The sequence below is a fragment of the Corynebacterium evansiae genome (assembly GCF_027570065.1).
GTDB classification, from domain to species: Bacteria; Actinomycetota; Actinomycetes; order Mycobacteriales; family Mycobacteriaceae; genus Corynebacterium; species Corynebacterium evansiae.
The window spans coordinates 116,939-129,178 of sequence record NZ_JAKMUT010000006.1 but is presented as its reverse complement, the minus strand read 5'-3'; the positions used below and the strand labels follow the sequence as shown (position 1 = coordinate 129,178).

General features: G+C 63.6%; 12 protein-coding genes. 8 read left to right on the top strand and 4 right to left on the bottom strand.

Features of this window, described 5'->3' with window-relative positions:
* The first annotated feature begins 74 nt into the window (after window positions 1–74).
* The 6 genes from L8V00_RS07670 (at window position 75) to L8V00_RS07645 (ending at window position 6,064) form a co-directional block, all read left to right on the top strand.
* Complete coding sequence (locus tag L8V00_RS07670; RefSeq protein ID WP_070489090.1) at window positions 75–686, top strand: TetR/AcrR family transcriptional regulator; 612 nt, start codon at window positions 75–77, stop codon at window positions 684–686.
* A 69-nt stretch (window positions 687–755) separates the two neighbouring features.
* Window positions 756–2,159, top strand: a complete 1,404-nt coding sequence (locus L8V00_RS07665; protein ID WP_269944678.1) for a PepSY-associated TM helix domain-containing protein — start codon at window positions 756–758, stop codon at window positions 2,157–2,159.
* Window positions 2,160–2,167: 8 nt separating this feature from the next.
* Window positions 2,168–3,124, top strand: a complete 957-nt coding sequence (locus L8V00_RS07660) for an ABC transporter substrate-binding protein (protein WP_269944677.1) — start codon at window positions 2,168–2,170, stop codon at window positions 3,122–3,124.
* Window positions 3,121–4,068: an amino acid ABC transporter permease gene (locus L8V00_RS07655; RefSeq protein WP_049049419.1), complete on the top strand. Its 948-nt coding sequence runs from the start codon at window positions 3,121–3,123 to the stop codon at window positions 4,066–4,068. The genes L8V00_RS07660 and L8V00_RS07655 overlap by 4 nt, the downstream gene beginning before the upstream one ends.
* An 8-nt stretch (window positions 4,069–4,076) precedes the next feature.
* A complete protein-coding gene (locus tag L8V00_RS07650; RefSeq protein ID WP_269944676.1) occupies window positions 4,077–4,850 on the top strand; it encodes an amino acid ABC transporter ATP-binding protein in 774 nt (257 codons plus the stop codon).
* 92 nt (window positions 4,851–4,942) lie between these two features.
* A complete protein-coding gene (locus tag L8V00_RS07645; RefSeq protein ID WP_269944675.1) occupies window positions 4,943–6,064 on the top strand; it encodes an HNH endonuclease signature motif containing protein in 1,122 nt (373 codons plus the stop codon).
* Here L8V00_RS07645 and L8V00_RS07640 read toward each other — a convergent pair.
* Window positions 6,045–6,434, bottom strand: a complete 390-nt coding sequence (locus tag L8V00_RS07640) for a hypothetical protein (protein ID WP_070489080.1) — start codon at window positions 6,432–6,434, stop codon at window positions 6,045–6,047. The genes L8V00_RS07645 and L8V00_RS07640 overlap by 20 nt on opposite strands.
* A gap of 98 nt (window positions 6,435–6,532) precedes the next feature.
* On the opposite strand from L8V00_RS07640, the gene L8V00_RS07635 reads away from it, so the two are divergent.
* Together L8V00_RS07635 and L8V00_RS07630 are read left to right on the top strand one after the other, a co-directional pair.
* Window positions 6,533–7,900 (top strand): DUF4921 family protein, encoded by a 1,368-nt coding sequence (locus L8V00_RS07635; protein WP_269944674.1) that lies wholly within the window; start codon window positions 6,533–6,535, stop codon window positions 7,898–7,900.
* A gap of 41 nt (window positions 7,901–7,941) precedes the next feature.
* Window positions 7,942–9,174, top strand: a complete 1,233-nt coding sequence (locus L8V00_RS07630) for an amidohydrolase (protein ID WP_269944673.1) — start codon at window positions 7,942–7,944, stop codon at window positions 9,172–9,174.
* On the opposite strand, the gene pyk is transcribed toward L8V00_RS07630, so the two are convergent.
* The 3 genes from pyk to trpA are packed head-to-tail and all read right to left on the bottom strand — an operon-like array spanning window position 9,156 to window position 12,238.
* Window positions 9,156–10,574: a pyruvate kinase gene (gene pyk, locus L8V00_RS07625; protein ID WP_269944672.1), complete on the bottom strand. Its 1,419-nt coding sequence runs from the start codon at window positions 10,572–10,574 to the stop codon at window positions 9,156–9,158. The genes L8V00_RS07630 and pyk overlap by 19 nt on opposite strands.
* A 33-nt stretch (window positions 10,575–10,607) precedes the next feature.
* A complete protein-coding gene (gene lgt / locus L8V00_RS07620) occupies window positions 10,608–11,471 on the bottom strand; it encodes a prolipoprotein diacylglyceryl transferase (RefSeq protein ID WP_269944671.1) in 864 nt (287 codons plus the stop codon).
* Entirely contained in the window at window positions 11,468–12,238 is a 771-nt protein-coding gene (gene trpA, locus L8V00_RS07615) for a tryptophan synthase subunit alpha (protein WP_269944670.1), read from the bottom strand. The genes lgt and trpA overlap by 4 nt, the downstream gene beginning before the upstream one ends.
* Between the last annotated feature and the right edge of the window lie 2 nt (window positions 12,239–12,240).

Here is a 12,240-nt window from a genome sequence, read left to right as displayed (position 1 = left end):
GAGCAGGGGCATTTGCTTTCTTCACGGGGGTACCTGTTAGCAATATAAATAAAAAATGAACTAATGTTCACTGCATGTCCACCCCGCTTCCCTCAGAAGGAAAACGCCCTCACCGCAAGACCGGCCCGAAGCCCACCTTCGACCGCGAAGACGTCATCAACCAGGCACTCGCAATCGGTCTTGATAAATTCACCATGTCTGAGGTCGCTAAAGGCCTGGGAGTGGCCACATCCGCGCTGTACCGAATCTACAGCCGCGACACGCTCCTGACCGCCTGCATCGAGCACATCACCGATAGCCCACGGGAGTACCCCGATGGCGATTGGAAGGAACTGCTCCGCGACTACGCCTACTACCTATCGCGGATGTGCTCCACCTACCCGGGCCTCGCACAAGCCCTGCTGAGCCACCCGAACAGCCTTTTCGCCTACCGAAAGCACGTCACGAATCTTCTGGAAAGGCTTAATGACGCCGGCTTCAGCCGCGGACAGGCCCTATTCGCCATCGACGTTGTAACGAACTTCGTCTTCAGCTCCGGGCCTTTCAGACACTCCTTCGAGCTTTTCGCAATGACGGACTCGCTGCCCGCCGACCGCGAGGACGACGAGGAGATGGCGCTGCGAATCCTCGACAAGAAGCTGGACTTCGTTTTCCAGGCGCTAGAGACGAACCGCCCCTCCTACTAGATCCCCCCGGGCGCTACCCCGCTCTTCACTATTGGGAACCGATCCCGCCAAGCATGCGACTAATGGAGCATGTCTCGCAGAATTATTCGCAGAGTCCACACCCTCGCTGGGCTCTTCATCGCACCCCTCATCCTTGTAGCCGCTTTCTCCGGCTTCTTCTACGCACTCGCCCCCACCATCGAAACGTGGGTCTACAAGTCTGAGCTGACTGCCACCTCAAGCAGTCCAGCGCAGCCGGTAGCCAAGCAAATAGAGGCCGCAAAGCGCATCCACCCCGACCTCGATGTTGCTAAGGTGCAGATCCCAGACGAAGAGGGCAAGACCACCCGTGTGCTCTTCGCCGATCCAACTCTGCCCTCGGAAAGCTACAGCCGAGCAGTCTTCGTCGATCCGGGTGATCTGCACATTACCGGCGAGCTCACCCAGTACGGTAGCGCCGCTTCCCTGCCGTTCCGCGCCTGGCTATCCGAAGGCCACCGCAGCCTTTGGCTGGGCGAGCCCGGTCGCATCTACTCCGAAACCGCCGCCACATGGCTAGGCCCCATGGCCGTCACCGGCGTGGCCATGTGGTGGTTCATGCGCAAGCAGAAAAACCCGCGCAAGCCCAAGAAGAAGTCCCGCCGCCAGGCCATGCAGCGACACACTCTCATAGGGCTGATAGCCGCACCGGGGCTGGTCTTCCTCTGCGTCTCCGGCCTGACTTGGTCCCACTTCGCAGGCGACAACATCGCGACTGTCCGCGAAGAACTGAACTGGATGGCGCCCGAACCGAACACGAACATCAGCGGCGAACAGTCTGCGCAAATCGGCGGCTCTGGTCACGCCGGCCACGGCGAGCACGCAGGGCACGCGGGTCACAGCGGTCACAGCGGAACTGTAGAGATCGACCTGGCACAGGCCGATACGGCCCTCCAGGTTGGCCGTAACGAGGGATTGACCGGCACCCTGCAGCTGGCTCCCCCGAACGAAACCGGCCAGGCATGGACCGTCAGCGAACCGCGCCAGGCGTACAAGATGCACAACGACGCAATCACGGTGAATGGCGACAACGGCGAAGTTATCGACCGCCTGCCGTTTAGCTCCTGGCCCATCGCAGCCCAGCTGACCAGCTGGATCATCCAGCTACACATGGGAACCCTGTTCGGGCTGGTCAGCCAGATTGCACTGGCACTGCTGGCGCTAGGCATCGGCGCGCTCGTGGTGTACGGGTACATCATGTGGTGGCGCAGGCGCGGCGGCAAGAACAGCGGCGCCCGTGTGGCCCTTCGAGAACTCACCTGGAAGCACTGGCTAGCGCTGGGGATCCTGCTCGGCGGATACAGCGTGATCGCTCCCCTATTCGCTGTAAGTGGCGCGATCCTGTTCGCCGTTGCCCTGGCACTCGACTTCCTCGGCAAAGACAAGAACGCCAAGCCCAATGCGGAGGCGGAGGACACGAAAGCCATTAAGGAATATTCACATACTCCGATATAATCCACGGTATGAAACATAGCCACCCACGCTCTCTGGCCCGTACCGTGGCCAAGGGCACCCTCGCGATCCTGCTCTCAGCATCGCTGGCGGGGTGTGTGACCAACGAAGAACTCGGCAACCCGGAAGGCTGGGAGGAAATCCTCCCGGCGAAGAACCCGCAACTTGCCGCCCTAGTGCCCCCGGACGTCCAGGCCAAGGGAAAAATTACCGTCGGCACCAACCCGCCCTACGCGCCCAACGAGTTTAAAGACTCCGACGGAAACATCATCGGCTTCGAAATGGACCTCATCCGCGCCGCCGGCTCCATGATGGGCCTCGACGTCGAAGTCAACCAAATGGACTTCAACCTGATCCTGCCGGCCATCAGCGCCGGATCCGTCGACGTCGGAGCCAGTGCCTTCACCGACACCGAAGAGCGGCAGAAAAACTACGACTTCGTCGACTTCTACAGCGCCGGTATCTCCTGGGCCACCCAGCCCGGCAACGAGGACAACATCGACCCCGACAACGCCTGCGGCCTAAAGGTCGCCGTGCAGAAAGGCACCTACTCCGACACGGACGAAGTGCAGGGACGCTCCGACGAGTGCGAAGCCCAGGGCAAGGAGCCGATTGAGAAGCTGGTCTACGAAAAGGCCGACGCCGCCGCCACCGCCACCATTCTGAAGAAGGCAAACGCCTACAGCTCCGACTCGCCGGTGATCGACTTCGCCATCGCCCGCTCTGACGGCAAATTGGTGCGGGTTGGCGAACCTTTCGATACCGCCCCGTTCGGTATGGGCGTCAAAAAGAACAACCCGCTTGGAAAAGCCCTGGCCGCAACAATGCAGACCATGATGAACGACGGCACCTACGAGGCCATCCTCAAACAATGGGAACTCGAAGACGGCAGGTTAGACGCAGTGACGTTCAACCTCAAGCCCTACCAACTGCCCCACACGCTCGAACCGAAAGAAGGCACCAAGTGAGCACCCCAAACGCCTCCTCCGCAACGCAGCGTAGGCGCCCCACCGAGAACAAAGCGATCCCGCTACGCCACCCCGGCCGCTGGATCGCGGCGGTCATCCTCGCGGCCCTCGTGGTGTGGTTCATCATCTCCGCAGCCCAAAACGAGGCCTATCACTGGGACACTTACTTCCAGTACCTGCTGGATACCCGCATCGTAAAGGCGGCGATGCACACCATCGCGCTGACGATCCTGGCGATGATCATCGGCGTGGTCATCGGTGCGATCGTCGCGGTTCTGCGCATGTCGCCGAACCCCGTGCTGCAGGGTGTGGCGTGGCTGTTCCTGTGGGTCTTCCGCGGCACGCCCGTGTACGTGCAGCTGGTGTTCTGGGGCCTGCTGAGCTCCCTGTACCAGTCCGTGAGCGTGGGCTTCGCCGAAATCGACCTCGAGCAGGTACTGCAGAACGCCTTCATCCTGGCCGTGCTGGGCCTCGGCCTGAACGAAGCCGCCTACATGGCCGAAATCGTCCGCGCCGGCATCCAGGCCGTTCCCGAAGGACAGTCCGAAGCCTCGAAGGCACTGGGCATGACCTGGGGACAGAATATGCGCCGCACCGTGATGCCGCAGGCTATGCGCATCATCATTCCGCCGACGGGCAACGAGTTCATCTCGCTGCTGAAGACCACCTCGCTGGTTATTGCCGTGCCCTATACCGCTGAGCTTTACGGCCGCGCCACCGACATTTCGAACTCACTGTTCCAGCCCGTTCCGCTGCTGCTCGTCGCCGCCACGTGGTACCTGGTGATCACCAGCATTCTGATGGTTGGGCAGTTCTACGTTGAGCGCTACTTCTCTCGCGGATCGTCGCGCCAGCTCACGCAGCGCCAACTCGCCGCTCTTGCTGACGCCGAAGGCGTACCCCCACGCAATATCACCGTCGGGCCGAACGAAAAGAAGGACTAGTAACCACCATGTCTGAAACCAACGCACCGATGATTGCCATCAAGAACGTGTGGAAGCGCTACGGCCGGCTCGACGTTCTGAAAGGCATCGACCTGGAAGTCCCCCGCGGCGGCGTGACCTGCCTGATCGGTCCCTCCGGCTCTGGCAAGTCCACCCTGCTACGCTGCGTGAACCACCTGGAAAAGGTCACCTCCGGGCGGATCGAAGTGGACGGCGAGCTGATCGGCTACCGCGAGAAGAACGGCAACCTCTACGAGCTGACGCCGAAGCAGGCAGCGGCGCAGCGCGTGGACATTGGAATGGTGTTCCAGCACTTCAACCTGTTCACCCACCGCACCGTGCTGGAAAACATCATCGAAGCGCCCGTGCAAGTGCGCGGCGAGAACAAGGACGAGGCAATCGAGCACGCGCGCAAGCTACTGGACCAGGTGGGGCTCGCGCACAAGGCCGACGCCTACCCGGTGCAGCTCTCCGGCGGACAGCAGCAACGCGTGGCCATCGCCCGGGCACTGGCAATGCGGCCGAAGCTGATGCTCTTCGACGAGCCGACCTCCGCGCTGGACCCCGAGCTGGTCGGCGAAGTGCTGAACGTGATGCGCCACCTGGCCGATGACGGCATGACGATGCTGGTCGTGACCCACGAGATGGGATTCGCACGCGAAGTCGCCGACGAGGTTGCTTTCATGGACGGCGGCGTGATCGTCGAGCACGGCCCGGCCGCGGAAGTCATTGGAAATCCGCAGCACGAACGCACCCAAGAGTTCCTATCGAGCCTGCTCTAGGGGTGAAAATGAGGGGGCGTCACTAAGAAGGGCGAGGGGTTGTCCGGGGCCGTGTGTAAGGTAAGCGGCGCTCGGACAAGAAGGGGGCAAAAATGGATGCCGACGAGATGCGGCGGATGTGCAACAGGGTCGACGCGGCGTATGCATACAGCGTGATCGACGACCCAACCGTGGCGCGGATACAAGCGCTACGGAAGGCGGGGACGGCGGATGCGATAGTGTTCTCGCACGCGGCGCAGATACTCGCCGTGATGAACATGCTCGGGCTGGCGGCGCTGAAAGCCGGGGTGATCGGCGTGCGGCACCTCGAGCAAGTGTGGCGGGTGCGCAACGCCTACGCGGCACAGCTGACAGAGCCCGACGAGGCGGGGCAGGCGATCATGGACATGGAGCAGCTCAACCGCTACCTGGAAAAACACGCGGTGGACTGCATCAGCGCACGCGAAGAAGGGCCGACGGCGAAGGAACTGGGCGAATACCTGTGCGAAGTGATCGCGCGGGACTTCCCCACCCCATTCGCCGAAGGCGAGAAGGCCGCGGCGGAGGAACGCTCCGCGACCAAGGGATCCGTGACGACGCTGGGCGGGACGGCCGAGCTTTCCCGGTGGACGCTGAACATGCCGAAAGACCAATCGCAGCGCATGTGGGAAGCAGTAACGAAGAAGGCGAAGGTGCTGGCCGGGGAGCTGGACTGCGACCTCGCACAAGCACGAATGGACGTGATCGCGGGGCTGATCAGCGGCGAAGAAACCAACACGGTGGTGCACGTGCACGTCTTCCGGTGGGAAGGCGGCCCAGGGTTCATCCCGGGGGTCGGGGCGATCAGCACCGAACAGGCCGACGTGTACGAAAGCTTCGCCAAGCACGTGGACAGCGTGACTGTGCCGCCAGCCGTGGAGCAGTACACGCCAAGCAGGGAAATGAAGGAATTCCTCGTCGGCCGGGACGGCACCTGTCGCTTCCCCGGGTGCGAACACCCCGCGCCGATGTGCGACAAAGACCACATCATGCCGTACAACCACACGGACCCTTCGGCTGGCGGCGCTACGGATGTCCGAAACATGCAGTGCCTTTGTCGCGCCCATCACAATCTGAAAACCAACGGGCAGTGGCGGGCAAGCACTAGCGACGGCGGTTGGACAATCAAGTGGGTGAACCACCACGGAGAGCAGTTCACCACCCACGCGAGAGGAGTTATACCGAAGCCACAGTGACGTGCCAAGGCACGCGAGGTGTGCCAGGGTCGTCCTGGACCTGGCGCAGAAGCGGCTCGGCAGGTTCCTTCTCGCGGACCGTGAGGAGCTCGGCGAAGTGCATCGCTAGGCCGGAGACGGAGCCGATTTCATAGCGGACAACGTCGACGGTTAGCTCGGCGCCGGTGGCGGGGTCATTGCCCTCGTCGGGGCTCTCGCCGAAAAGCTCCACCCAGGTAGTGACCAGTTCGGGGTCTGCAGCTTGCCCGGACTGGAGATTCAGCGTGCCCTCGAACGCTTCGCCGAGGGCGGAGATCATGGAGCGGAAATCCTGCTCGATAGCGGCCAGCTGCTCCTGGTTAGCCAGCAGCCTGAAAATAATCTTTGGCATTCCCCTAGTGTGGCAGCACGCAGCAGCGAACAGCAAGCACGGCGGTGGGTCGGCGCAGTGCACGGCGGTGTGATCTTCAGGACATGAAACCTACTAGAATGTTTGCCGTGATTGGTTCCCATGCTTCGCACCCCGCGCCCGTACCGCCCCTGACCACCCTGCCGGACGGAACGATCAAACAGGTCAACCCGTTTTCCGGCACCGAGGTGTGGACCGTACCCGGCCGCGGCAACCGGCCCATCGCCGAGCACCGTCCAGAGGTGCGCACCGTCGGCGACCGCGACTCCGCCACCGCATTCGGCCTGAACCGCAAGCTGGACACCCCGCCGGAGAAGTCCCGCCTCGTGCTCGACGAGGACGGGCAGGCACACATCCTGCGCGGACTGCCGGTTAGCAAGCTGGAGGAAACCGAACCGCTGTTCCGTCGCGTGGCGAACCTTTTCGAGATCCTTACCTACGACTACTGGCTCCTGAACTACGGCTACCGGATGAACCCCGCCGCCGCCAAGCACATGACCGACTACCTGTCCGAGGAAGCCGGCCAGGACCACGTCGAGCAGATCCTGCGCGCCAAGTGGTCCGCCGGCGGCACCACGCAAGAGGAACTCGACGAGCTCTTCTCCCCCGAGAACCGCATGCAGACTCTCTACGAAAAGAGCGCCGGGCTCTTCGCCGGCGGCCACGACGTGATCATCGCCCGCGACCACTACATCCCCGGCGCAGACACTACCGACCAGTTGGCCTCCAGCGGCACTCTCGGTTGGAAGAACCACCGCCACTTCATCGCCTTCACCGTCGACGGCATGGATCGCCTCTACCGCGCCAACCGTTACGTCCGCTACGTCGCCGCGTTCCAGAACTGGCTCGCCCCGGCGGGCGCCAGCTTCGAGCACCTCCACAAGCAGCTCGTTGCCATCGACGAGCACGGCCTGCAGAACGAGCTGGAGATCGCCCAGGTCCGCGCGAACCCGAACATGTACAACGAGTGGGCCGTCGACTACGCTGCCCGCCACAACCTCGTCATCGCCGAAAACGACCACGCCATCGCGTTTGCTGGTTTTGGGCACCGTTGGCCGACCCTCGAGGTTTTCTCCAAGTCCGCCACGACCGAGCCTTGGCTGATGTCTGACGCCGAACGCGATGCCGTCTCGGATTTGGTTCACGCCTGTCACGTCGCCGCCGGGCCGCACGTCTCCTGCAATGAGGAGTGGTTGCACCGTCCCCTCGACGTTGACGTTCCGATGCCCTGGCGCATTGTCATTAAGTGGCGTGTGTCCACCATGGCCGGTTTCGAAGGTGGCACGAAGATTTTCATCAACACCATTTCCCCGGCGGACCTCCGGGAGCGCGTGCTCAATGCCCTGGTTAAGGCTCAGGAGGAAGGCCAGCTGGCCCCGGGTATCCGCCTTGGCGACGACTGCGCCACCCGCCCCAACATGCTGAAGTACAACCCGGCCATCCGCTAATCCGCTAATCCACTAATCCACTAGAAAGGACAAGTTTCGCTTTGCGCAACGCAGATATTGCAGAGTTCATCGCAAACCACGGCGTGGATCTGAGCTGGCAGGATAGCTTCTACCAGTGGATGCACGAGAACCCCGAGTTGTCGTTGCAGGAGGAGCAGACCGCCAAGCACATTACTGCGCGGTTGGCGCAGATGGATTGTGAGGTGACCACGGGTATCGGGGGTTATGGCGTCACCGCCGTGTTCCGTAACCCGAGCAGCGAGGCAACCAGCGCAGACGAGCCAACCGTCCTCATGCGCGCCGACTTCGATGCCCTCCCCGTGCAGGAAACAACGGGTCTGCCCTATGCCTCCAAGAACGACGGGGTGATGCATGCGTGCGGCCACGATATGCACGCCGCGGCACTCATGGGTCTGTGTGCGGTTCTCGACGAGCGCCGCGATGCCTGGCACGGCACCTTCATTGCGCTGTTCCAACCCGCGGAGGAGGTCACCGCCGGCGCCAGCAACATGATCAACGACGGCCTGGCGGAGAAGATCCCCACCCCCGATGTGTGCCTGGGCCAGCACGTCCTACCCGGCCGCCTCGGCACCGTAATGTCCGCGCCCGGCCCGGTGCTGGCGGCCTGCGACACGATCACCATCAAGCTCTACGGTAAGTCCTCCCACGGCTCGCGCCCGCAGGAATCAATCGACCCGACCTTCCTGGCCGCGATGATCGTCGTGCGCCTGCAGGGCATCGTCGGCCGCGAGGTTGCCCCGTCGGACTTCGCCGTCATCACCGTCGGCACACTTTCTTCCGGTCACACGAACAACACTATCCCGGAAGATGCCACGCTGGTGCTTAACTGCCGCTTCTACGACACGGACGTACGCGACAAGACCTACGCCGCCATCGAGCGGGTCGTCCGCGCCGAGTGCGATGCTTCCGGCTGCGAGCTTCCGCCCGAGTTCGAGTACTCCGCCCACGGCGAGCTCACCGACAATACCCCCAGCACGTTCGAGCACGTACGCCCGGTGTTCGATGCGGTCTTCGGGGAGGATTCTATTGACGCCGAACCCTGGACAGCCTCCGAGGACTTCTCGGAGATCCCCCGCCACTTCGACGTGCCCTACCTTTTCTGGACGATCGGCACCACGGATCCGGAGCTGTGGGCTTCCGGGGAGCCGGTGCCGGGAAACCACCACGGTGCTTTCGCCCCGCGCATTGAGGCGCTGGGCACCTCCACGGACGCGGCGTTGGCCGCGACGCTGAGTTACCTCTTCCGCTCCTGACCCAGCAGGTGCACCTGGATCATGTTGGTGTTGCCGGAAATCCCGGGTGGGGAGCCGGCGACGACGACCATCATGTCGTCGTACTTGTATTCCGGCATGGCCAGCAGGTGGTGGTCGACAGTATCCATCATCTCGTCGGTGGACTTCACGTCTTCGATGAGGAACGTCTCCACGCCCCACGTCAGCGCCAGCTGCGAGCGCACGGCCTGGGAGGGCGTGAACACCAGCAGTGGCAGGTGGGAGCGTAGGCGCGCCACGCGCTTGGCGGTATCGCCGGAGGATGTGAAGGCCACGAGTGCCTTCGCGTTCAGGCGCTCGCCGATGTCCTTGGCTGCGTAGGAAATCACGCCGCGGCGGGTGCGCGGGCGGTGGGTCAGCGGCGGCACTTCCCCGTCGATCTCTGCGGCGCGCACGATGCGGGCCATCGTCTCCACGGTGGTGATCGGGTGCTTGCCGATGGAGGTCTCGCCGGAGAGCATCACGGCATCCGCACCGTCGAGCACGGCGTTGGCCACGTCGGAGGCTTCGGCGCGCGTCGGGCGGGAGTTCTCGATCATGGAGTCCAGCATCTGCGTTGCCACGATCACCGGCTTGGCGTTCTCGCGGGCGATCTGGATGGCACGCTTCTGCACCAGCGGCACGTCTTCCAGCGGCACTTCCACGCCCAGGTCACCGCGGGCGACCATGATGGCATCGAAGGCTAGGATGACCGGCTCCAGCGCGTCGACTGCCTCCGGCTTCTCCAGCTTGGCGATCACCGGCACGCGGCGGCCAACCTCGTCCATGATGTCGCGCACCAGCTCCACGTCGGAGGGGCTGCGCACGAAGGACAGGGCGATGAAGTCCACGCCCAGCTGCAGGGCGAAGCGCAGGTCTTCGGTGTCCTTCTCACTCAGCGCCGGCACGGAGATGTTCATGCCTGGCAGGGAGACACCCTTGTTGTTGGAAACCGGGCCTCCCTCGATGACCTCGCACACGACGTCGTTGCCGTCGACTTCCTTGCACACCAGCGCGATCTTGCCGTCGTCGACCAACAGGCGGTCGCCGGGGCGGGCGTCGCGAGCCAGACCCTTGTAGGTGGTGGAGACGCGGTCGTGCGTGCCCTGCACGTCGTCGACGGTGATGCGTACGGTCTCGCCGGTCGCCCAGACGGTTGCGCCCTCTGCGAAGCGCCCCAGGCGGATCTTCGGGCCTTGCAGGTCGGCGAGGATACCGACGGCCTTGCCGGATTCATCGGTGGCCTGTCGAACCCAGTTGTAATTCTGCTCGTGGTCTGCGTGCTCGCCGTGGGAAAAGTTGAGGCGCGCAACGTTCATTCCTGCGTCTACGAGCCCGCGAATCTGCTCCTTCGAAGCGACCGCGGGACCCAGGGTGCAAACAATCTTGGTTCTTCTACTCACGGACTCGAGGATAGCCCCGCACCGTTGTCCCCGCTACTTCGTTTCTTGATTTGTGACGCCCTCAGCCTTGCGTTGCTGCACTGTCCACCTAACGAACAGCGCTGTCGCGGCGAGGAACACCACTGCGGAGACCACAGCGTTGATACGCACGTCGCCGAATACGGTGGTGGCGGCGTCTGTACGCATGTTTTCGATGAAGAAGCGGCCGAAGGTATAGCCCATGACGTAGAGGGTGAACAGCCTGCCCCCGCCAACGCGCCAGTAGCGTTCCGCGACGAGCAGCAGCACGACCACGAGCAGGTTCCAGATCAGTTCATAGAGGAAAGTCGGCTGGACGGTGGCCAGCACTTCCCCAGTGGAGTGCCCGGTGATGGGCGCGGAGTAACCGTTTTCGTCTACGCGGCGATAGATCTCCAGTGCCCAGGGTGCGTCGCTGGGCCCGCCGTAGAGCTCCTGATTGAACCAGTTGCCCAGCCGGCCGATGGCCTGCGCAAGCGGCACCGTCGGCGCCACGGCGGCGGCGAAAGTGCCCAGCGGCAAGCCTTTGGCCTTGAATAGCAGCCACACGGCCAGGGACCCCAGGACGACTCCGCCCCAGATCCCCAGTCCGCCGTTGGTGATATTAAACACCTGGGTGGGGTCTTTGCCCTCGCCGAAGTACTTATCGTGATCGGTGATCACGTGGTAAATCCGGGCGCCGATGATGCCCGTGGGCACGGCGACGAGCAGCGCGTCGACGGTTACCTCCGGGTCCCCGCCCAGCTTCGCGTAGCGGCGGCGGGTCCAGAAGTAGGCCACGATCACGCCCGTGAGGATGCACAGCGCGTAGGCGCGGATGGGAATGGGGCCTAGCTCCCAGACACCCTGCGGTGGCGAAGGAATGGCCGCCGCGATCATGCGCGAACGCCTCGCGCCAGCTCTGCAGCCAGCTCGCCCAGGTTGCCATCGGCTGCGGCTTGGATCAGCGCGGAGCCGACGATCACGCCGTCTGCGTAGGAGGCGATGTTCGCCGCGTGCTTTCCGGTTTTCACACCCAGCCCCACTGCCACCGGCAGATCCGTGGCCTCGCGGACGCGGGCGACCAGCTCCTCGGCGGAACTGGAGACCTCGTCCTGCGCGCCCGTCACACCCATGTGGGATGCGGCGTAGATGAAGCCGTCGCCGGCGTCAACAGTAAGGGCCATGCGCTCCGGCGTGGTGGAGGGCGCGACGAGATAGACCGGCGATAGGTCGTTGGCCTTGCAGGCCTCCGCCCAACGGCCGGCTTCCTCCGGCAGCAGGTCCGGGATGATGGATCCCAGTCCCCCGGCGGCGGCCAGGTCGGCGGCGAACTTCTCCGGGCCGTACTGCAGCACGGGGTTCCAGTAGGACATGATGACGGCCTGGCCCCCGGCCTCGGTGACTGCGCGGACGACGTCGAGTGTGTCCTTCACCCGGAAGCCGTTGGCCAGCGCCTCGTTGGCGGCGGCCTGGATGGTCGGGCCGTCCATCATCGGGTCAGTGAACGGAATACCCACCTCGATCAGGTCGGCGTGCTGGGCCAGTTCGGCGACAAGCTCCTTGGACTTAGCCACCGTGGGGTAGCCGGCCGGGAAGTAGGCCACGAGTGCGGCTCGCCCCTCGGCGCGCGCGTCGGTGAAAACCTTAGAAAGTCGGGAGGTCATGG

Bases quoted from the DNA above. Each gene is read 5' to 3' on its own strand.
- L8V00_RS07670 (WP_070489090.1), top strand. From the start codon at position 75: ATGTCCACCCCGCTTCCCTCAGAAGGAAAACGCCCTCACCGCAAGACC.
- L8V00_RS07665 (WP_269944678.1), top strand. From the start codon at position 756: ATGTCTCGCAGAATTATTCGCAGAGTCCACACCCTCGCTGGGCTCTTC.
- L8V00_RS07660 (WP_269944677.1), top strand. From the start codon at position 2,168: ATGAAACATAGCCACCCACGCTCTCTGGCCCGTACCGTGGCCAAGGGC.
- L8V00_RS07650 (WP_269944676.1), top strand. From the start codon at position 4,077: ATGTCTGAAACCAACGCACCGATGATTGCCATCAAGAACGTGTGGAAG.
- L8V00_RS07645 (WP_269944675.1), top strand. From the start codon at position 4,943: ATGGATGCCGACGAGATGCGGCGGATGTGCAACAGGGTCGACGCGGCG.
- L8V00_RS07640 (WP_070489080.1), bottom strand. From the start codon at position 6,434: ATGCCAAAGATTATTTTCAGGCTGCTGGCTAACCAGGAGCAGCTGGCC.
- L8V00_RS07635 (WP_269944674.1), top strand. From the start codon at position 6,533: ATGTTTGCCGTGATTGGTTCCCATGCTTCGCACCCCGCGCCCGTACCG.
- lgt (WP_269944671.1), bottom strand. From the start codon at position 11,471: ATGATCGCGGCGGCCATTCCTTCGCCACCGCAGGGTGTCTGGGAGCTA.
- trpA (WP_269944670.1), bottom strand. From the start codon at position 12,238: ATGACCTCCCGACTTTCTAAGGTTTTCACCGACGCGCGCGCCGAGGGG.